The sequence below is a fragment of the Bacillus sp. MZGC1 genome (genome assembly GCF_002998605.1).
GTDB lineage: Bacteria > Bacillota > Bacilli > Bacillales > Bacillaceae > Bacillus.
The window spans coordinates 684,095-703,666 of sequence record NZ_PVRE01000003.1 but is presented as its reverse complement, the minus strand read 5'-3'; the positions used below and the strand labels follow the sequence as shown (position 1 = coordinate 703,666).

The following is a 19,572-nucleotide window of genomic DNA, read 5'->3' as shown; positions in this document are numbered from 1 at the left end:
TTTCCTTTTGATTAAAAAAAATTCTACAAAAAGTGAAAAAATGTGAAACAAAATCGGACAAAATACTGTCTAATTATAGGTCTACTTTTAAGAAATAACATAACGTGGAGGCAATAATATGTGTGGGTTTGTTGGTGTATTTAATCACCGTCCATTGTCCGAAACTACTGAGCAGGAAGAGTTAATTAAACAAATGAATCGTCTCATCGTTCACCGTGGTCCCGATGATGAGGGTTACTTTCATGACGAGCATGTAGGATTTGGATTTAGACGTTTAAGTATTATAGATGTTGAGCACGGAAAGCAGCCGCTTTCTTATGAAGATGAAAAGTATTGGATTATTTTCAACGGAGAAATTTATAATTATGTGGAGCTGAAGGAAGAGCTTGTGAAAAAGGGCTATACGTTCAGCACAGATTCTGATACGGAAGTACTGCTTGCCACATACCGTCATTATAAAGAAGAGGCGGCTTCTAAACTTCGCGGCATGTTTGCATTTTTAATTTGGGATAAAGAAGCGCAGCAATTATATGGCGCGAGAGATCCTTTTGGCATCAAACCGCTTTATTTTACACAAATGGATGAGCAAGTGTACTTTGCGTCTGAACGCAAAAGCTTGATGGCTGTGAACGAGAACATCTTATTTGATGAGACTTCATTGCAGCAGTACATGTCGTTCCAGTTCGTTCCTGAGCCAAATACACTTGATCAAAAGGTGCACAAAGTTGAGCCTGGTCATCAGTTTATTTTACGCCCAGGACAGGAGATCGAATTTAAGACATACTGGAAGGTTCAATTCAAGCCTGAACAAACACAAGAAGAGAAATTAATAGAAGAAGTACGAGATGCAATCTATGATTCTGTGAAAGTTCACATGAGAAGTGATGTACCTGTTGGTTCATTCCTATCAGGTGGTATTGATTCTTCCTTCATCGTGTCTGTCGCAAAGGAATTACACCCTGAGCTGAAGACATTCTCTGTTGGCTTCCAGCAGGATGGCTTTAGTGAAGTCGATGTCGCGAAGGAAACAGCTGATAAGCTAGGCTTACAAAACTTCAGTGCCGTCATTTCTCCAGAGGAATATATGAACGAGCTTCCGAAGATTGTCTGGCATTTAGACGATCCTTTAGCTGATCCGGCGGCGATTCCATTGTATTTTGTGGCAAAAGAAGCGAAGAAACAAGTGACGGTTGTTCTTTCAGGTGAGGGAGCGGACGAGCTGTTCGGCGGATATAATATTTACCGTGAGCCTCTTTCTCTTAAACCATTTGAATCTGTACCATCTATGCTGAAAAAGCTTCTTCTTCGTCTGGCGCGATTAATGCCAGAAGGAATGAAAGGGAAGAGCTTTATCGTTCGCGGCTGTACGCCATTAGAGGAACGTTATATCGGTAATGCGAAAATCTTTGAAGAGCCAGTGAAGAAAAATCTCTTAAAACATTATGATCCAAGCATCACGTATCGTGACGTAACGAAGACATACTTCGAGGAAAGCGCAGGCTACAGTGATATTAACAAAATGCAATATGTTGATATTCATACGTGGATGCGCGGAGACATCTTACTGAAAGCAGACAAGATGACGATGGCGAATTCTCTTGAGCTTCGTGTTCCATTCCTTGATAAGGTCGTTTTTGAAGCGGCTTCTAAAATTCCAGAAGAGCTGAAAACAAAAGATGGCACAACGAAATATTTATTGCGTAAAGCAGCAGAGGGCATTGTGCCTGACCATGTGTTAAACCGTAAAAAGCTTGGTTTCCCTGTGCCAATTCGTCATTGGCTGAAAAATGAGATGAATGCTTGGGCGAAAGACATCATCAAAAACAGTCAAACAGATGAATACATTAACAAGCAATATGTGCTTGATTTATTAAATGAGCATTGTGCTGGCAAAGCAGATCATAGCCGTAAGATTTGGACCGTCCTCATCTTTATGATTTGGCACAGCATTTATGTGGAGCGCAGCATTGATCCAGAGCAGTTGAATCATCAACCGAAAGAAGTCATCTTTAGTTAATGAAAAAAGGTTTTCAGCTTTGTGCTGAAAACCTTTTTTGTCATGATAGAAAGCAGTGGAAAAGGGTAAAATAACAAGCGGTTCATAGTTATTGCTTAATATCCTGAAAAAAACATGATAAAGTGAAGATACACGTATGATGTTAACGGGATAAAAGGGAACGATAGTATTGTCCTTTTTCTACATATTCTCTACGGATTCTGTCCATGTCTTGGATATCTTCATCTGTTAACTGACGGACGACCTTGGCTGGACGGCCAAAAGCGAGTGATCCTTTTGGAATAACCTTTCCTTGAGGGACAAGACTACCTGCACCGATAAAGGCACCTTCGCCAATTTCTGCACCATCGAGAATGATGGACCCCATACCAATGAGGGCATTTTTTCGAATGATTGAGCTATGTAATGTGACTTGGTGTCCAATGGTAGCACCATCTTCTATAAGAAGTGTTTTTCCAGGACTTTGATGCAGACAGGATAAATCTTGAATATTGACGTTTTTTCCAATTCTCACAGGAGCGACATCGCCTCTGATGACGGTTTGAAACCACACGCTCGAATATTCTCCAATCGTGACATCACCAGTAATGGTGACGTTATCTGCGACAAAGACCGATTCATGAATCTCAGGTGTAAACTGATGATATGGATAAATCACTTTTTCGACTTCCTTTCTTAATACAACATTTGTGAGGTGTTTACTTTGTGGACTTGGCATGCTGAAAGACCAGTTGGTACAATTGTAATTGTACATGGTGCGAGTGAATATCACGGCCGATATAAATGGCTGATCGAAATGTGGCGAAATGCAGGCTATCACGTCGTTATGGGTGACCTCCCTGGGCAAGGGACATCGACACGTGCGCGCGGCCACATTCGCTCGTTTCAGGAATACATTGATACAATAGATGAATGGATCGAACATGCGAAATCATTCAGGCTTCCTACTTTTTTACTTGGACACAGTATGGGTGGACTCATTTCAATTGAGTGGATCAAGCAGTATACCCATACGAAGATTGATGGCATTATTTTATCATCACCTTGTTTAGGTCTGCAATTTAAACCGAAGAAGCTAATGGATTTTGCATCAAAAGGTCTAAATGTGCTGGCACCGTCCTTTAAAGTCGAGTCAGGGCTGTCGATTGAACTAGCCACACGGAATCAGGCTGTGATTGAGGCAGACTCAAATGATTCTCTTTACGTAACAAAGGTGTCGGTTCGCTGGTACCGAGAGCTGATCAAAAATATTGATGCGGCCATGCAGCCAACGAATGTCTTTAAATCGATTCCGCTCCTTTTAATGCAGGCGGGCGATGATAAGATCGTGGATAAAACAAGGGTGATCAAATGGTTCAATGGCATTGAATCAACCAATAAATCATACCGTGAATGGGAAGAACTGTATCACGAAATTTTTAATGAACCGGAAAGAGAAGATGTGTTTAAGGCAGCAAGAGCCTTTACAGATCAATATATTTGATGGTGAGCTTTAAGTTGGGGGTGGATTGATTTGTCAGTACCAGAGCGTCCTTTTGCACTGATGACAAAGGTGTATAAAGATATTTTTCCGCTTGTTCATCAGGAGCTGAAAAAGTGGCGGGCTCATGCAGAAATGATTGAAAATGAAGAACTGCGAACGCAGGCACTAGCGAGCATATCCAGTAAAACCTTTCACTGTGAAGGCGGAGGCATTTTATCTCTTCTAGCAGGTGAGGCGAAAGAAACGTGTATTGAATTCATTGTGGCGTATCAAACCATCAGTGATTACTTAGATAACCTATGTGACCGCAGCACGTCGCTGGATCCAAAAGATTTTCATATGCTGCATCAAGCGATGAGAGATGCGCTTGATATTCATGCTGAGCTCAAGCCTTACTATCAATTCCGTGATGATCAAGAGGATCATGGGTATTTACATGCGCTTGTCCGCACATGTCAAGACGTGCTTACGCGCCTTGAGCATTATCCAATCATTCAGCCATATTTACACACGCTGTGTGATTACTACAGTGATTTGCAAGTACATAAACACGTCGTTCCTCATGAGCGGGTCCCGCGGCTAGAATCGTGGTTTCGCCAGTATGAAAAGGATTTGCCTAAGATGGAATGGTATGAATTTTCAGCTTGTGCAGGATCAACGTTAGGGATTTTCTGTCTTGTGGCGTATGCGCTGCAGCCGGATTTTACAGAAAAGCAGGCGAAGCAAATTTACGAAAGCTATTTCCCTTATATCCAAGGTCTGCACATTTTACTTGATTATTTAATTGACCAAGAAGAAGACCGGCTTGGGGGAGATCTGAACTTTTGCTCCTACTATGCTTCTCATCATGAGATGATGGATAGACTTCAGCATTTTATTGAAAAAGCGGATGAGCAGCTGAAAGGCATTCCGCACGAAAACTTTCACAAATTGATTAACAGAGGGTTACTGGCAGTCTATTTGTCCGATGAAAAAGTGACAGCCCAAAAAGAGATGAATAAGCTGGCAAAACGGCTGATCAAATCAAGCGGGAAAACATCATTCTTTTTCTATATCAACGGAAGAGCTTACCGGACCTATCAGAAAATGCCTTGGATGAAATCCTCATAAAAAAGCTCAAATCCATTAGGATTTGAGCTTCAGCGCGCAGACAAACCCTCGCATTCTTTGTCAGTCCTGCGCGCCGGTACTCACGAATGTCAAATTCGCTCCGTTCCGGTGCTCGTTCTTCCTAGACTGCAAAGGTTTTCTATCACGCTGAAAGAAGACAAAGGGCTAAAATAAAAATCATTTTGGCCCTTTGTCAATAATCTGAGCTCAAATCATTAGGATTTGAGCTTTTTTTCAATGGCGACCACAAAAGGCGGATCGTTTTGAATATTCATGTATTGATATGATAAAACTTGGACCTCTTCATGAGGAAGTGATCTGCAATAGTCAAGAAGCACTTCTTTTTCTTTTTTTCCTTCGGGGTGTCCGTGATAGATCACAAGGACGATCAGACCTCCGGGTTTAAGCCAGTCGAGGAGCTGCTCAATGGCTTCAATGGTTGTATGGGCCTGAGTAGTGACGGCTTTATCGCCTCCGGGCAAGTACCCAAGGTTAAACACCGCACCAGAGATATGCCCATAAACATCTCTTGGCAAGTGTTGAGCCAGTTTTTCATGACCATCGTGAATCAGATGAACAGAAGGATATCCCTCGCCAAGCCTTTTGCGCGTCTGTTGTATGGCTTCCTCTTGTACGTCGAATGCGAAAACTTGTCCATCATGACCTACAAGATCAGCTAAATAGAGTGTATCATGGCCATTTCCCATCGTTGCATCAATGACGACATCGCCTTTTTGACAAGCCCGTTCTAACAGCTCTTTACTAAAAGGGAGCATGCGTTTCAAAATCATTTGGCTGCTTCTTCCAATCTGACGAAACGTTTGCCTTGGTAGCTGTTACGTCTTTCGAGCTCAGCATTAATGGCATTTAGTACTTCCCACTTGTTTACACTCCACATCGGACCAACCATTAATTCAATTGGGCCATCCCCTGTAATGCGGTGAATAATCATTTCTGGCGGCAGGATCTCAAGTTGATCACAAACAAGCTGAACATATTCTTCCTGGCTTAGAAACTCCAATTTGCCTTTTTCGTATTGCTTGACCATTGGGGTTCCTTTTAAAAGGTGAAGTAAATGAATTTTAATTCCTTGCACATCTAAATCTGCGACAGCTTTTGCTGTTTCCATCATCATGTCCCGGTTTTCTAGAGGCAGTCCGTTGATGATATGCGAGCAGACACGAATTCCGTGTTTTCGCAGTTTTTCTACACCTTCTACGTAGCATTCATAATCATGGGCACGGTTAATGAGCATCGCTGTCCGTTCATGAACCGTTTGAAGACCAAGCTCTACCCAGAGATAAGTGCGCTCATTTAATTCGGCTAAATACTCCACCACGTCATCTGGCAGGCAGTCAGGTCTTGTCGCAATAGATAAACCAACCACTCCATCCAGATTCATGACGGTTTCAAATTTTTCTTTTAGAACAGGAAGCGGGGCGTGTGTGTTTGTATACGCTTGAAAATACGCCATATATTTTCCGTCTTTCCATTTTGTGTGCATCCGGTCTTTGATTTCGTTAAATTGAGTGATGAGATCATCAGCCCGGTTTCCTGCAAAATCACCAGACCCAGCTGCACTGCAAAATGTACAGCCTCCGTGGGCTACAGTACCATCACGGTTTGGGCAGTCAAAGCCGCCGTCTAAGGCCACTTTAAATACTTTATGACCAAAGTGCTCTCGCAAATGATAGTTCCATGTGTGATAGCGTTTTTCGCTGTTTGAATATAAAAAAGGGTTATGCTGATCCAAGTCAGTAACCTCCTTGCGTAATAATAGGCATCCTTAAAGTTTAACAAAAATCATGAAGGAGGACAATTGAATCTGTCCAACATTTTCTTTAGTGAAAAAGCTTTACGTGGGCAAAATAGGCGGGAGCAATGATGAAATGGAGGGAATGCAAGATGGCAACAAGGCAGTCGATCGATGAATTTATCCAAAAAAGTACTGAAACCCTTGAGTTTGCAAATGAGCAATTTGATTTGAACTTACGCCAAGAGCATTATAATGAGGACGAATTTTCTAAGGCGCAGCTTATGCTTGAAGATGCGGTGAACGAATTAGAAAAATTAAAAGATGTCGCCAATGACCAGCAAAGAGAGCGATTAGACAGGGCGCGTGTTCAAATTCAAAGCTTGCAAAATCAAATGATTTTAGGTATTTCTTACGACAACGAATGATGAACAGATCCTTTTTTTAAGGGTCTGTTTTTTATTTTTTAAAAGGCTATTGACTTTTTGGCTGAGTGTCTTTATTGTGTTAAGTGTACTACAACAACTAATACACTAAAGACACTTAAAAAGTGAAGAAAGGTGTTCAACCATGAAAAAAGAAAAAAAACCAATCAATTTGAAGTGGATGGTGCTGGCTGTTGCGTTAGCATGTACATTTTTTTTCGTTCTCGTTTTCATTGGTTTTGAAGTTCAAAAAGATTTGATACCTAATTCAATCCCTTTAATGCAAGGGCATGAACAAGCGATAGGACTGCAAAAGCATGAATGAGGAAAGAGGGAGCCATCATGATTCAAATAGATCCACGAAGCGCTGCGCCATTATATGAACAAATCATTGAGCAGTTGAAAATTTTATGTCTAAAAGGTGTAATGAAACCTGGTGACAAACTGCCCTCTGTCAGAGAGCTCGCCACCATTATCATCGCCAACCCAAACACCGTCAGTAAAGCATATAAAGAGCTTGAGCGGGAAGGGATTATTGAAACACTAAGAGGCCGCGGTACGTATGTAACAGAAGGGGCTCAGTTAAAGCTGAATGAAGGGAAGGTGTTGGAGATGAAGGAGCAATTAAAACAACTCATCATAGAAGCTCATTATGCCGGTATTGATATTCAACAACTGAAGGAATGGATAGAAGAGATCGGCTCAAGTCTTGAGGGAGGAAAACAAGTTGATTGAGGTTAGAAATGTATCAAAGACATTAAATGGACGTGAAGTACTCAGTAACGTTTCCTTCAAAATAGGCGAAGGTGAGATCTTCGGTCTGCTAGGCAGGAATGGCTCAGGAAAAACAACACTTCTCCGCTTGATTCAGCAAATTCTTCTTCCAGATGAAGGAGAGATTTATTTTAAAGACGTGCTTGTGAAAGACCATCCTTTAGTGAAGCAAAATATTGTGTATATGCCAGTCGTCAATCCCTACTTTGACAGATACAATTACGGACAGCTTGTCCAGCTGTTAAAGCATATTTATCCGAAGTTTGACGTGACATATGCCAATGAGCTTGTGAACCGCTATGAAATTCCGGAAAAAGTGAAATATCGTGAACTATCGACAGGGTTAAAAAAACAGCTGTCATTAATTTTAAGCTTTGCGATCAAGCCAGCGGTGATTTTGTTAGATGAACCGACAGATGGAATTGATGCCGTCACAAGAAATGATGTTCTTCAGCTCATGATCGACGAGGTAGCGGAACGTGAAACATCGATTCTCATTACATCGCACCGATTAGAGGATATTGAGCGTATGTGTAACCGAATCGGGTTTTTAGAAGGAAATGAACTCACAAGTGTCATGGATCTAGATGAATTAAAGAATGATTATGTCAAAATTCAGATGGCTTTTGAAGAAGATATGAACTTGAGTATACGAAAAAATGGCGTTGCTATATTAGATCAAGCGGGCATTTTTTATACAGCGCTTGTTCTTAAAACCGATGTAGAGGCTAAAGAGTACTTGAAGTCGCTGCAGCCAAAAGTATGGCATGAACTGCCTGTGAATTTAGAAGAAGTATTCATTGCAAAGTTTGGAGGGAAACGGAGATGGTAAAGCGGCAATTATTATATAAGGAGTGGAAGCAATCAGAGCTGACATTTATTTTAGTGATGCTGGTTGCGGCGCTTGCGACGCCCTTTGCATTCTTAATGGAATATTCGTCTTTTCAAACGTGCATAAACGATACAGTTTGTATTACGGATTCACCACGTTTTTCTTATATCTTTAAGACGGATGCTTTTCTCTCCCTTTCATGGTTAATGGGAATTTTCTTTGCTGTGATTCAGCTTGGATTTGAGAGAAATAAAGGGCAGATGGATTTTACCTTATCCTTGCCATTTAGCAGAAGTACGATTTATCACACTAAGTTCTTCTTAGGCGCTGGAATCATTGCGATTATTCATGCCGTCTCATATGTTCTCACTTATTTACTTATATTAGGCCTTAATCCATTAGAGGTACCTGGCTTTAACAGCGGTTATTTCTTTTCGCTGCTGTCCTCTTGGATGATGTATAGCTTGTTTTTTGCAGCTGGTACTTTAACAGGAAGTGCTATTTCCCAGGCAATCGTTGCATTTAGCACAGCTATTTTACCCTTTTTAGTGATTGGACTACCGATCGTTCATTTAGATTTTATCATGAAAACAAGTGGAATGTGGATGGATCGGATCTTCAATTATTTGATCTCGCCTATTTCTCCAATTACTTATATCACCACTGAACGTTTTCAACATGAATATCCACTTTGGTTCACTGGTGAAGAATTCATCGTACCCATTGTGATGATGATTGTATTTTATCTCATTGGTTTGCTTAGCTTTATGAAGCATCCGATTGAACGAAATGGCCGGTTCTTCCTTTACTCAAAAATGGATAGACCTATTCAGATTATGGTCATTGTCTTCGGTGTTCTAGGATTTGGATGGGTTGGATTTTCTTCTGATAATTCCATGTTTGGTTATATCACTGGCATGTTAATAGGCGGCGTTGTAGGTGCACTAACAAGTTATTTCTTAATATATCGAAAAAGATAAACAGAGAGTAGGGGAGTAGAGATGATTCAGGTTCAAGCGTTAGATCATGTGTTTAAAATTGGTAAAAAGGGCAGAGAGAATGAAATTCCTGTGCTGAAAGGGATTGACCTATCCATCAAAAGAGGCGACATTGCTTGTATTGTGGGACGAAGTGGTTCGGGGAAATCTACCCTTTTGAACTTAATTTCAGGATATATTACGCCAACGAGCGGACAAATTGTCATTGATGGGACCGATGTGACCGGCTTTAATGAAAAAGAATGGGCGGACTTCCGCTTAGATCACTTTGGCTTTATCTTTCAAAGCTTTCAATTGATCGGGAGCTTAACGACGTATGAAAATGTTGAACTTCCGCTCACTTTAAAAGGTGTGAAGCCGTCTGAACGAAAGACGAAAGTAAAAGAAATGCTGAAACGAGTAGGCCTCGAACATCATGCAGGGCATTACCCGAATGAGTTGTCCGGCGGGCAGCAACAGCGTGTGAGTATTGCAAGAGCCTTGATTTTAAATCCATCTATTATATTAGCGGATGAACCAACAGGCAGTCTAGATTCAGAAACCGAAGCAGAAATTCTAGCCTTTATCCAGCAGCTCAATCGTGAAAAAGGAATCACGTTTGTCATCATTACACATGACGATGAAGTCGCTTCAATTGCAGATACAACGTTCCAGCTTCATGATGGTGTATTAAAGAAAGGGGAACAGACCATTGAAATTTAGAGATCAGGTCAAATTCATTAGAAGAAACATGAAGAAAAATAGATTGCGTGTGTTTATGACCATTCTTGCGACGACAATGGCATGCTCTTTCTTAATCGTTCTAGCATCTGTCGGTTTTGGTTTGCAAAAATCGGCGCAAGATGAAATCATGAAACAGCAAATCATCACTGAAGTGAAAGTGTTAGGCAAGGAAAAAGGTGCCGTCAAGGTAGATGATTTAAAGAAATATGACCATGTGAAATCTGTCGTCTCAAGAACGTCTCTCGTTCCATCGGTAAACGTCGAGCTCGATGACCGCTCAAGTGAAACGCAGGCTGCTCTGACCGATATGAAAGAGGAAAAAGAAGCAGGGCTTGAACTAGACAGAGGGAAAGTCCCAACATCAGCAAACGAAATTGTGGTTGGGTATCATATGGCTGAACTTCTCTGGACGGATAAAGAGCGCAAAGCCTATGAAAAAGAATTAAATCAAACGTCAAACGGTGAAGAAGAACCAAAAGAGCCAAAAGGCTACACGAAAGATATTTTAAATAAAGTGATTCAAATCAAGGTACCAAAACTCAACGAAGAAAATGAAGTCGTCAAAGAAAAAACATTTGATTTCCGTGTAGTAGGAGTCATGAAAAAGCCAAATTTGGAGTGGCAGCAGGATCATAAAATTCTCATTCCGAATGCGTATGAAAAGGAATTTGGTCAAATACTTGATCTATCTCCTGAAGCAGGAAATGTCGAGAAAATGACCTCTGTCTATGCGGATAAATTCGACAATGTCGGTGCACTCACGAATAAGCTGACAGATGAGGGCTACCAAGTCATCTCTGTGACGAATCAGCTCGAAGGTATGGATATGTTCTTTACTGTCTTCAAAATTGGACTCATTTTTGTCGGCTGTATCGCAGTCATTATTTCTGCAATTGGTATTTTTAATACGATGACAATGGCAGTAACAGAGCGAACACAAGAGATTGGGATTATGAAAGCCATTGGTGCGAATCCATCGATTATCAAGCGAATGTTCCTCATGGAAAGTGCTTATATTGGGGTGATTGGGTCGATCATCGGTATTATCATCTCATATATCATTAGTTTCGCCGTCAATTTAATCATTCCAGCCATTTTGTCGTCCATGTCAGAGGGAGGGTCAAGCGATCAATTCTCGATCACCTTCTCCTATATTCCGCTCAGCCTTGTGATCACAGCAACAGTGATTAGCGCAGGGGTAGCGATCCTTTCAGGGCTTAACCCGGCACGTAAAGCAACAAAAACGAATGTATTAGCAGCATTAAGAAGAGAAATCTAAAAAAAAAACCTCCTAAGACACCCGATTGGGCTGACAGGAGGTTCTTTTTTTGTGACACATGGCTATTGCTTAGGTGCCCGGTACCCTGCACGTTCTGCCTCTTCTACGGAGCAGAATAGTTCGGTTACATTTTTTGTTCTAGAGTAGTATCTGCTACTCGGTGTGTGATAAATGCCATTGACACTTCCTTTGATGTTACAGGCTGCTGATTCTTTTTTTGTTTCCTTCTGCGATTCATGACCGCCTGTACTTTTTCCTTCATCTTTAGGAGCGGAGCGCTGAACAGTGGAAGACTTCGTATCGCTGCTGCTTTTCTTGTTCTCTTTTTTGAGTGTTTCATTGCTTGAGGCAAGCTTGTCTATTTTCTCTTCAAGCGCTTGAATGGTCTTTTCTTGCTTTTTGACTGTTTCTTTTTCTGAGGTGATGGTTTCTAGCTTTTTAGCTAGTTTTTCTTTATCCTTTGTTGCGTCCTCTAAAGAGGCAGTAAGCTCCTCTTTATCAGCTTTTAAGCGCGATATGTCAGATGTGAGCTGCTTTTGATCCTTTAACAGCTGTTCTGAAGATGGATCTGCTTGTGCCTTCGGTGCATCTGTGGCAGCAAACGATAATGACATAATGGAAAAGACGAGACCCAAGATCAAAAAAGGATAAAATAGTTTCTTTGAAAAGATATGCTCGTTCTGGTGTTTGAGTAATAAGAAATTGACGGCATATCCTATGGCGAAACAAACACATAAAAGACCTATGATGAGTAACATCATCATCTAGAAGCCCCCCTAAATCTCTATTTACTCCTATCATACCTCATTTTTCCATTTTTAGGGGCGGTTTAACTAAAAAAGCCCTGTTTACACAGGGTTTTCAGCTAATGGTAATCCTTTGATTGCTTCCTTAACCGTCAAATATGTGATCGCATCCTGGAAATCTGTATCCAAGTCTTTCATTTTCATCGCAAGCTGCGGTTTGATCCCTGTGATGATCAGTTCGGTTCCAGTTAAACTGAGAAGATGATGCAGCTTGAAAATGCGTCCTGCAACGGAATCATCGACATCGATTAAGCCAGAAAGATCGACAATTAAATAATCATCCTTTGAATCATCTAATATACAAGTTAACTTCGCAACAATGGCATCAAAGCGTTCTTCAGATAGTTTTCCAATGAGTGGTAGAGCAGATACACCATTTTTGATTGGGACGATTGGCGTCGAAAGAGAGGTGACTTCCTGTAAGGAATCTTCTAGGAGTTGTTCATATTCTTTCTGTTTCGTAATATCCTTTTGAAAGCCAATGAAAAATGTTTTATCATCTTGTTCAATGTATAGAGGATCTATATTGAGTTCATTCCAAAAAAAAGTACCGTCTTTTTTATAATTTTTTAGCTGTGTGGTAATAGGTATTTTATTCTGTATTCCATGACGTATTAAATCAAGCTGCTCTTGATCTGTGTCTTTTCCTTGAAGGAATCGACAATTACGCCCAAGAATCTCATCTGGTTTGTATCCAGTCATGTGTGTAAAGCCATGGTTCACATAAACGATAGGGTTATCCTCTAAAGAAGGGTCTGTAATGACAACACCGATCCGCGCATGATCTAGCGCTTTTTTTATGAGTTCAAGCTGTTTTTGCAAGCCGAAGATGTTCGAGCTGACCATATTACCCTCCTTTGCTGCTACTAGCAGACATATCAAATGGCTGTCTTTTCAACCAAAGGTATTCCTTACTAAAGTAACATAACATATGTTCTGTTTCAATGATTGCAATGGCTTTGTTAAATTTGTCATCATAGTTTGTCCTCCATTAGAATATAGTAAGTAAGGAGACTTTTCTTTAGAAAAAGAAGGAATCAATTGCTCATAATTCATAAAATGACAAAAATAGTTAATATGGATTAGGCAAAAATGATTCCAATGCATCAAGATTGTTTTTGGGTCATTCACATATAATGGAAGAAACAAGCTTTTTTTCTTCGTTAGAGAGAATAGACCTTTTACATGGATTATGACGGAACAGCAGAATGGCATTACAGGGGGCTGGACAGCCTGAAGTCGCTTTACTATTCTAAGGGCTTTAGGAAGGTGATGAAAATGCTGCAACAAGTCATTATTGCTTGCGCCATTGGAGGGGTCATGGGCATTCTCGGTCACGTAAAGAAAAAAGGCAGGCTAGAGAAGCCCAGAATGACAAAAAAGTTTATTTATTTAGGGTTTATTGAAGATTGGCTCGTTGGGATGATTGCCGCTACACTGCTTGTCTTATCCTCAAATCCCGATTCTAGTCTGCACTTGGTCATCTTATCAATTATTTCAGGTTACGGAGGAGAAGCAGTTCTGCGAAGCTTTGATTTTGTAAGAGAACAGCGTTCACAGGATGCAGACTCCAACCGTCATAACCGATCTCCACACGAATAATATCCTCTACTTTACCCTGATCTAGGGTACATTCCCATTGTATACAAACCTGCTTGCACTTATGATCATAATTCTATAAAATACTACTTAGATGACGGTTACGATAAGAACAGTGAAGAGGAGTAGTAGGAAAGCAGTATTTGTCTTTAGAGAATTGACGGCTGGTGAAAGTCAATCAAATCTGCTTCTGAACTCGCCTCAGAGTTGCAGTTGCGTTAAAGCTTCTGTCGCATGTCTGCGTTAAAGATATTAAGTGAGCGTACAAACAGAAAGTGACGCTAACAAGGGTGGTACCGCGGGAACCAAAAAATCTCTCGTCCCTTTCCAGGGATGAGGGTTTTTTGTTGATTTTAGAAAAATCTGAATTCTTGCAGTGGTCATCTGAGCAGATACAGCCGTACATATTAAAGGAGGTTTTCACATTGAGTTTTCAGCATCGGGAAATTGAAAAGAAGTGGCAGGATTATTGGCTGACACATAAAACATTCGCCACATCTGACTCGGAAGATAAACCAAAGTTCTATGCGCTTGATATGTTTCCATACCCATCAGGAGCAGGGCTTCATGTCGGGCACCCTGAGGGCTACACAGCAACGGATATTTTATCACGCATGAAACGTATGCAGGGATATGATGTTCTTCATCCAATGGGATGGGACGCATTTGGTCTTCCAGCAGAACAGTATGCACTAGATACAGGGAATGATCCAGCGGTCTTTACAGAAGAGAACATCAATAACTTCCGCCGCCAAATTCAATCACTAGGATTCTCATATGATTGGGATCGAGAAATCAACACGACTGATCCGAATTATTATAAATGGACACAATGGATTTTCTTGAAATTGTATGAAAAGGGATTGGCGTATATCGATGAAGTACCAGTGAACTGGTGCCCGGCGCTCGGTACAGTTCTTGCAAATGAAGAAGTCATTGATGGAAAAAGTGAACGCGGAGGGCATCCAGTTGAAAGACGTCCGATGAAGCAATGGATGCTGAAGATTACGGCTTATGCGGACAGGCTGTTAGAAGATTTAGAAGACATTGATTGGCCTGAAAGCATCAAAGATATGCAGCGTAACTGGATCGGACGTTCAGAAGGTGCACACGTTCATTTCGAAGTAGAAGGACATGACGAACAGTTTACTGTTTTCACAACGCGTCCGGATACATTATTTGGTGCAACATATGCGGTACTTGCACCAGAACATGCACTTGTTGAAAAAATTACAACAGCTGCTCAAAAAGAAGCAGTCGAAGCATATATCAAAGAAATTCAATCAAAGAGCGACTTAGAGCGGACAGATCTTGCAAAAACGAAGACGGGTATTTTCACAGGCGCTTATGCCATCAATCCATTAAATGGTGAAAAGATGCCGATCTGGATTGCAGATTACGTGCTGGCTACTTATGGAACAGGCGCGATTATGGCGGTACCTGCCCATGATGAGCGTGACTATGAATTCGCCAAAACATTTGATCTTCCAATCAAGGAAGTTGTAGAAGGCGGAGACATTGAAAAAGAAGCTTACACAGGTGATGGAAAACACATTAACTCTGATTTCCTCAATGGATTAGGAAAAGAAGAAGCGATTGAAAAAGCCATTGCATGGCTTGAAGAACATCAAAAAGGCGAAAAGAAAGTCACCTATCGTTTAAGGGACTGGCTATTTAGCCGCCAGCGTTACTGGGGTGAGCCAATTCCAATTATTCATTGGGAGGACGGAACTTCTTCAGCCGTTTCAGAGGAAGAGCTTCCACTTATTTTGCCTAAAACCACTGAGATTAAGCCAAGTGGTACAGGTGAATCACCTTTAGCCAATATCAAAGAGTGGGTTGAGGTTGTAGATCCTGTAACAGGTAAAAAAGGACGCCGTGAAACCAATACAATGCCGCAATGGGCAGGCAGCTGCTGGTATTTCTTACGTTATATTGACCCGCATAACTCAGAAAAGCTTGCATCTCCTGAGAAGCTAAAGAAATGGCTTCCTGTTGATGTATATATCGGCGGAGCAGAACATGCTGTACTGCATCTTCTATATGCGCGCTTCTGGCATAAGTTCTTGTATGATATTGGTGTTGTTCCTACAAAAGAACCTTTCATGAAATTGTTCAACCAAGGAATGATTCTTGGAGAAAATAATGAAAAAATGAGTAAATCAAAAGGGAACGTTGTCAATCCAGATGATATCGTAGAATCTCATGGTGCGGATACATTACGACTTTATGAAATGTTCATGGGACCTTTAGATGCATCAATCGCTTGGTCTGAAACAGGACTTGATGGTGCTCGCCGTTTCCTTGATCGTGTATGGCGTCTATTCACAAATGAAGATGGCACAATCAGTGATAAAGTGACGGAGCAAACTGGAGGCGCATTAGAACGCAGCTATCATGAAACCGTGATGAAGGTAACGGACCATTATGAAGGCCTGCGCTTCAATACAGGGATCTCACAATTAATGGTGTTTATCAATGATGCCTACAAGGCTGATACACTGCCGAAAGAATATGCAGAAGGCTTTGTGAAACTTCTTTCTCCAATTGCACCGCATTTAGCGGAAGAGCTTTGGAATAAACTTGGTCATGAAGGGTCTATTTCTTATGAAGCATGGCCGCAATATGACGAGTCAAAGCTTGTCGACGATGAAGTAGAAATTGTCGTACAGTTGAATGGAAAAGTGAAAGCAAAATTAACCGTTCCTGCTGATGCAACAAAAGAACAGTTAGAAGAGCTTGCGAAAAATGATGCACGCGTAAAAGAACAGCTTGAAGGGAAAACCATTCGCAAAGTGATTGCGGTTCCTGGGAAGCTTGTCAATATTGTTGCGAACTAATGATGACACCCATCGGTATGAACCGGTGGGTGTTCTTTATTTCCCGGGACATAATTTTGTCGAAAACAAGGTGATTACTTCATCGACCTCGTATTTTAACAGGTGATCAAGAAAATGAGGAGTGACGTCAATGGAAAAGGAAAGCAAACGTGAACAACTGCTCAGTCTGTTAGGAGAAATGCCAGAACGCCATCGCGTGGAGGCATATACGTTAAAGATCGAGGAACGTGAATCGTATGTAGTCGAAACACTCATTCTTTCGATTCATGGTGTAGAGGAAGTGCCCGCTTATTTTGTAAAGCCAAAGGATACGGTGAAAAAAAGACCTGTTGTGCTGTTCCAGCACTCTCATGGCGGGAACTACGTGGATGGGAAGGAAGAGCTGATCAAAGGTGCTCATTATTTGCAAGCGCCTTCATATGCGAAAGAGTTCACATCAAAAGGCTATAGTGTCCTGGCTATCGATCATGCAGGGTTTGGTGAGAGAAGAGGAAGAACAGAAAGTGAAATTTTTAAGGAGATGCTTTTAACAGGAAAAGTGATGTGGGGCATGATGCTGTATGAAAGCATGTGTGCGATTGATTATGTGCTGTCTCGATCTGATGTGCTGCCGGACCGGTTAGCTGTTTTTGGAATGTCAATGGGAGGGCTTCTTTCCTGGTGGACTGCTGCGCTTGATGAGAGGGTCAGTGTGTGTATTGATCTTTGCGCACAGGTCGATCACCACACATTAATTGAAACGAACAATTTAGACAGGCATGGCTATTATTACTATGTACCAAGCTTAGCAAAGCACTTTACAGCAGCTGAAATTCAGGAAATGATTTTTCCAAGGCCGCATTTAAGCTTAGTGGGAAAACTTGATCCACTCACGCCTGCTGAAGGCGTCGCACGCATTCAAAAGGGATTGAGCCAAACCTATCAAACTGCTTCATTGAAAGAACGGTATCAGCTTGTTGGTCTTCATGCAGGTCATTTTGAAACAGCCGCTATGCGTCACGAGGCCACTCGATTTTTGAAAAAATGGCTGTAACCCATAAAGGCTTGGACATACTACGTCAATAGAAAGGAGGAAACAGATGAAAAAGATCACGATCATTGGCGGATGCGGTGTGATAGGCCGTATATTAACAAAAGCGCTCTCTTCTGAGTACGAGATCACCATCATTGATCAAACGAGTTGTGTAAAAGGAGCCATTTTAGCAGATGCAGCGAATGAACAGGAATTATATGAGGCGATTCCGAGAGATACAGATGTCATCATGCACCTTTTAAACATGGAGATGACGCATGATGTGATGAATCTTGAGGAGTTTGAAAAAATGAATGATATTTTTTGGAGGAGCTCCTATTATATGTTTCGGTCAGCTGCACGTCTCGGCATACGAAAAGTCATTTTTGCAAGCAGCAATCATGTGACCGATCGTTATGAAGAGGATGGCCGCTCCTTACTAGGGCGAAATATTACAACAGACGATGTGCCAGCGACTAAAAATGTCTATGGTATTTTAAAATTTGCTTCAGAACAGCTAGGCCGTTTGTTCCACGATCAAACGGGGATGTCTGTTATCAATTTACGGATTGGAACGGTTGTAACGGATGAGATGGAGGCATTACACAAGAAACGAAGAACGAAACGAACACTTCTGTCACATGAAGATCTTATAGGGATGACAAAGGCAGCGATTGAAACGACCGTCCCCTTTGGGACATATTATGCCGTATCAGAAAACGAAGAAAAGCCCTGGTCTACGGAAAAAATAAAGCAGGAGTTAGGCTACAGACCTGATGTGAATACGACGGAAATCCTAGAAGAAAATGATCAGGCATAGGGCATAATCATGTCATTAGCTGATGATCTTATTCTTTTGTTTCATGAGCATAAAAGCACGATTGACATGATCCATCCAGTTGGTCTGTCAAGATGATTATAGACGCTTTCTTCCCCCGTTTGTTACATTTTAATCACGATATCGTCACAGGCTGCAGCTTATTTTCGGACGAAATGATAACGCTTTCAAAGAAAGGGCGTGATGAACATAGATCGTTCTATTAAAGGCCGATTGTTCAACTTATTTAATTACTCTTTTCTACTCATGTTCGCATTAATATGTGTGCTTCCGTTCATCCATGTCATTGCAGCCTCTTTTGCTACAGTAGAAGAGGTCATCACGAAGAAGTTTATCTTGTTCCCGACCACGTTTTCTTTAGAGGCCTATCGATATATTTTCTCTACGGATATTGTGTATCGTAGCCTCATTGTGTCCATTCTTGTGACGCTCGTTGGAACAGCTGTCAGCATGTTTTTGTCCTCACTCATGGCATATGGGCTGTCTCGTCAGGAGCTAAAAGGCCGGAGAACATTGATGTTTCTCGTTGTCTTCACGATGTTGTTTAGTGGAGGTATGATTCCGACGTTTATTGTGGTGAAAACACTTGGTCTGCTTGATACCTATTGGTCACTTATTCTACCGGTTGCGATCAATGCGTTCAATTTGATCATTTTGAAAAACTTCTTTCAAAACATCCCGGCAAGCCTTGAGGAATCAGCGAAGATGGATGGCTGTAACGATTTAGGGATTTTCTTTAAAATTGTGCTGCCACTTTCTTTGCCAGCTATTGCGACCATTTCACTTTTTTATGCCGTGACGTATTGGAATACGTACATGACCGCCATCCTGTATTTAAATGATTCAGTGAAATGGCCGATTCAGGTGCTGCTAAGGCAGATTGTCATTGTCTCAAGCGGAATGCAGGGAGATATGTCGGATATGGGATCATCCACACCACCGCCAGACCAAACGATTAAAATGGCTGTCATTGTGGTAGCGACCATTCCAGTTCTGCTTGTCTATCCATTTATTCAAAAGCATTTTAACAAAGGGGCATTACTAGGTTCTGTAAAAGGTTAAAAAGATGGAACAACGGAGGGA

The 19,572-nt window shown here is 41.3% G+C and carries 20 protein-coding genes and 1 other annotated feature; of the genes, 15 read left to right on the top strand and 5 right to left on the bottom strand.

From position 1 onward, the window contains the following. Positions 1-118 precede the first annotated feature (118 nt). A complete protein-coding gene (gene asnB / locus C6Y06_RS13005) occupies positions 119-2,017 on the top strand; it encodes an asparagine synthase (glutamine-hydrolyzing) (protein ID WP_060597058.1) in 1,899 nt (632 codons plus the stop codon). Between the two features lie 142 nt (positions 2,018-2,159). On the opposite strand, the gene C6Y06_RS13000 is transcribed toward asnB, so the two are convergent. Next, positions 2,160-2,675 (bottom strand): gamma carbonic anhydrase, encoded by a 516-nt coding sequence (locus C6Y06_RS13000; RefSeq protein WP_106031925.1) that lies wholly within the window; start codon positions 2,673-2,675, stop codon positions 2,160-2,162. A gap of 45 nt (positions 2,676-2,720) precedes the next feature. Here C6Y06_RS13000 and C6Y06_RS12995 point away from each other — a divergent pair, with 45 nt between their 5' ends. Both C6Y06_RS12995 and C6Y06_RS12990 read left to right on the top strand, forming a co-directional pair. After that, positions 2,721-3,500, top strand: coding sequence for an alpha/beta hydrolase (locus tag C6Y06_RS12995; protein WP_106036992.1), 780 nt, complete (start codon positions 2,721-2,723; stop codon positions 3,498-3,500). A 30-nt stretch (positions 3,501-3,530) separates the two neighbouring features. After that, the gene (locus tag C6Y06_RS12990) at positions 3,531-4,610 is read left to right on the top strand and encodes a tetraprenyl-beta-curcumene synthase family protein (RefSeq protein WP_060597057.1); all 1,080 of its coding nucleotides are present in this window, start codon (positions 3,531-3,533) and stop codon (positions 4,608-4,610) included. 215 nt (positions 4,611-4,825) lie between these two features. On the opposite strand, the gene mnmM is transcribed toward C6Y06_RS12990, so the two are convergent. Both mnmM and mnmL read right to left on the bottom strand, forming a co-directional pair. After that, positions 4,826-5,401, bottom strand: coding sequence for a tRNA 5-(aminomethyl)-2-thiouridylate-methyltransferase MnmM (gene mnmM / locus C6Y06_RS12985; protein ID WP_106036991.1), 576 nt, complete (start codon positions 5,399-5,401; stop codon positions 4,826-4,828). Continuing rightward, entirely contained in the window at positions 5,398-6,363 is a 966-nt protein-coding gene (gene mnmL, locus C6Y06_RS12980; RefSeq protein ID WP_003217704.1) for a tRNA modification radical SAM protein MnmL/YtqA, read from the bottom strand. Before mnmL ends, mnmM begins: the two co-directional genes overlap by 4 nt. 152 nt (positions 6,364-6,515) lie before the next feature. Between mnmL and C6Y06_RS12975 the strand changes: the two genes are divergently transcribed. The 7 genes from C6Y06_RS12975 to C6Y06_RS12945 all read left to right on the top strand — a co-directional run bounded on the left by C6Y06_RS12975 (position 6,516) and on the right by C6Y06_RS12945 (position 11,394). Next, positions 6,516-6,791: a YtzC family protein gene (locus tag C6Y06_RS12975; RefSeq protein WP_034665376.1), complete on the top strand. Its 276-nt coding sequence runs from the start codon at positions 6,516-6,518 to the stop codon at positions 6,789-6,791. 142 nt (positions 6,792-6,933) lie between these two features. Beyond that, a complete protein-coding gene (locus C6Y06_RS12970; protein ID WP_034665379.1) occupies positions 6,934-7,113 on the top strand; it encodes a hypothetical protein in 180 nt (59 codons plus the stop codon). 17 nt (positions 7,114-7,130) lie between these two features. Next, on the top strand, positions 7,131-7,523 hold the full coding sequence (locus C6Y06_RS12965; protein WP_034665384.1) for a GntR family transcriptional regulator: 393 nt from the start codon (positions 7,131-7,133) through the stop codon (positions 7,521-7,523). Then, complete coding sequence (locus C6Y06_RS12960; protein WP_060597055.1) at positions 7,516-8,394, top strand: ATP-binding cassette domain-containing protein; 879 nt, start codon at positions 7,516-7,518, stop codon at positions 8,392-8,394. The genes C6Y06_RS12965 and C6Y06_RS12960 overlap by 8 nt, the downstream gene beginning before the upstream one ends. Beyond that, positions 8,388-9,374 carry an ABC transporter permease subunit gene (locus C6Y06_RS12955; protein WP_106036990.1) on the top strand — a complete coding sequence of 329 codons (987 nt, stop codon included), beginning with the start codon at positions 8,388-8,390 and terminating at the stop codon, positions 9,372-9,374. The genes C6Y06_RS12960 and C6Y06_RS12955 overlap by 7 nt, the downstream gene beginning before the upstream one ends. A 21-nt stretch (positions 9,375-9,395) precedes the next feature. Then, entirely contained in the window at positions 9,396-10,094 is a 699-nt protein-coding gene (locus C6Y06_RS12950; protein ID WP_060597053.1) for an ABC transporter ATP-binding protein, read from the top strand. After that, positions 10,084-11,394 carry an ABC transporter permease gene (locus C6Y06_RS12945; RefSeq protein WP_060597052.1) on the top strand — a complete coding sequence of 437 codons (1,311 nt, stop codon included), beginning with the start codon at positions 10,084-10,086 and terminating at the stop codon, positions 11,392-11,394. Before C6Y06_RS12950 ends, C6Y06_RS12945 begins: the two co-directional genes overlap by 11 nt. A gap of 62 nt (positions 11,395-11,456) precedes the next feature. Here C6Y06_RS12945 and C6Y06_RS12940 read toward each other — a convergent pair whose 3' ends face one another. Both C6Y06_RS12940 and ytvA read right to left on the bottom strand, forming a co-directional pair. Next, complete coding sequence (locus tag C6Y06_RS12940; RefSeq protein ID WP_106036989.1) at positions 11,457-12,158, bottom strand: coiled-coil domain-containing protein; 702 nt, start codon at positions 12,156-12,158, stop codon at positions 11,457-11,459. A gap of 84 nt (positions 12,159-12,242) precedes the next feature. Beyond that, a complete protein-coding gene (gene ytvA / locus C6Y06_RS12935) occupies positions 12,243-13,046 on the bottom strand; it encodes a YtvA family blue-light photoreceptor (RefSeq protein ID WP_060597051.1) in 804 nt (267 codons plus the stop codon). A 426-nt stretch (positions 13,047-13,472) separates the two neighbouring features. Here ytvA and C6Y06_RS12930 point away from each other — a divergent pair, with 426 nt between their 5' ends. From C6Y06_RS12930 to C6Y06_RS12910, 5 genes are all read left to right on the top strand, one after another. Beyond that, complete coding sequence (locus C6Y06_RS12930) at positions 13,473-13,802, top strand: DUF4257 domain-containing protein (RefSeq protein WP_223249904.1); 330 nt, start codon at positions 13,473-13,475, stop codon at positions 13,800-13,802. 103 nt (positions 13,803-13,905) lie between these two features. After that, positions 13,906-14,127, top strand: a binding site (T-box leader). A 97-nt stretch (positions 14,128-14,224) separates the two neighbouring features. Further along, complete coding sequence (gene leuS, locus C6Y06_RS12925) at positions 14,225-16,639, top strand: leucine--tRNA ligase (protein ID WP_034665405.1); 2,415 nt, start codon at positions 14,225-14,227, stop codon at positions 16,637-16,639. A 130-nt stretch (positions 16,640-16,769) separates the two neighbouring features. Continuing rightward, entirely contained in the window at positions 16,770-17,672 is a 903-nt protein-coding gene (locus tag C6Y06_RS12920) for a dienelactone hydrolase family protein (protein WP_034665408.1), read from the top strand. A gap of 46 nt (positions 17,673-17,718) precedes the next feature. Next, positions 17,719-18,471, top strand: coding sequence for an NAD-dependent epimerase/dehydratase family protein (locus C6Y06_RS12915; protein WP_106036988.1), 753 nt, complete (start codon positions 17,719-17,721; stop codon positions 18,469-18,471). Between the two features lie 219 nt (positions 18,472-18,690). Further along, on the top strand, positions 18,691-19,551 hold the full coding sequence (locus tag C6Y06_RS12910; protein WP_087976618.1) for a carbohydrate ABC transporter permease: 861 nt from the start codon (positions 18,691-18,693) through the stop codon (positions 19,549-19,551). Positions 19,552-19,572 lie beyond the last annotated feature (21 nt).

Excerpts from the sequence above, each read along its gene's own strand:
- C6Y06_RS12970 (WP_034665379.1), top strand. The coding sequence starts at position 6,934 with ATGAAAAAAGAAAAAAAACCAATCAATTTGAAGTGGATGGTGCTGGCT.
- asnB (WP_060597058.1), top strand. The coding sequence starts at position 119 with ATGTGTGGGTTTGTTGGTGTATTTAATCACCGTCCATTGTCCGAAACT.
- C6Y06_RS12955 (WP_106036990.1), top strand. The coding sequence starts at position 8,388 with ATGGTAAAGCGGCAATTATTATATAAGGAGTGGAAGCAATCAGAGCTG.
- C6Y06_RS12930 (WP_223249904.1), top strand. The coding sequence starts at position 13,473 with ATGAAAATGCTGCAACAAGTCATTATTGCTTGCGCCATTGGAGGGGTC.
- C6Y06_RS12915 (WP_106036988.1), top strand. The coding sequence starts at position 17,719 with ATGAAAAAGATCACGATCATTGGCGGATGCGGTGTGATAGGCCGTATA.
- C6Y06_RS12965 (WP_034665384.1), top strand. The coding sequence starts at position 7,131 with ATGATTCAAATAGATCCACGAAGCGCTGCGCCATTATATGAACAAATC.
- C6Y06_RS12940 (WP_106036989.1), bottom strand. The coding sequence starts at position 12,158 with ATGATGATGTTACTCATCATAGGTCTTTTATGTGTTTGTTTCGCCATA.
- ytvA (WP_060597051.1), bottom strand. The coding sequence starts at position 13,046 with ATGGTCAGCTCGAACATCTTCGGCTTGCAAAAACAGCTTGAACTCATA.
- C6Y06_RS12950 (WP_060597053.1), top strand. The coding sequence starts at position 9,396 with ATGATTCAGGTTCAAGCGTTAGATCATGTGTTTAAAATTGGTAAAAAG.
- mnmM (WP_106036991.1), bottom strand. The coding sequence starts at position 5,401 with ATGATTTTGAAACGCATGCTCCCTTTTAGTAAAGAGCTGTTAGAACGG.
- C6Y06_RS12920 (WP_034665408.1), top strand. The coding sequence starts at position 16,770 with ATGGAAAAGGAAAGCAAACGTGAACAACTGCTCAGTCTGTTAGGAGAA.
- C6Y06_RS12975 (WP_034665376.1), top strand. The coding sequence starts at position 6,516 with ATGGCAACAAGGCAGTCGATCGATGAATTTATCCAAAAAAGTACTGAA.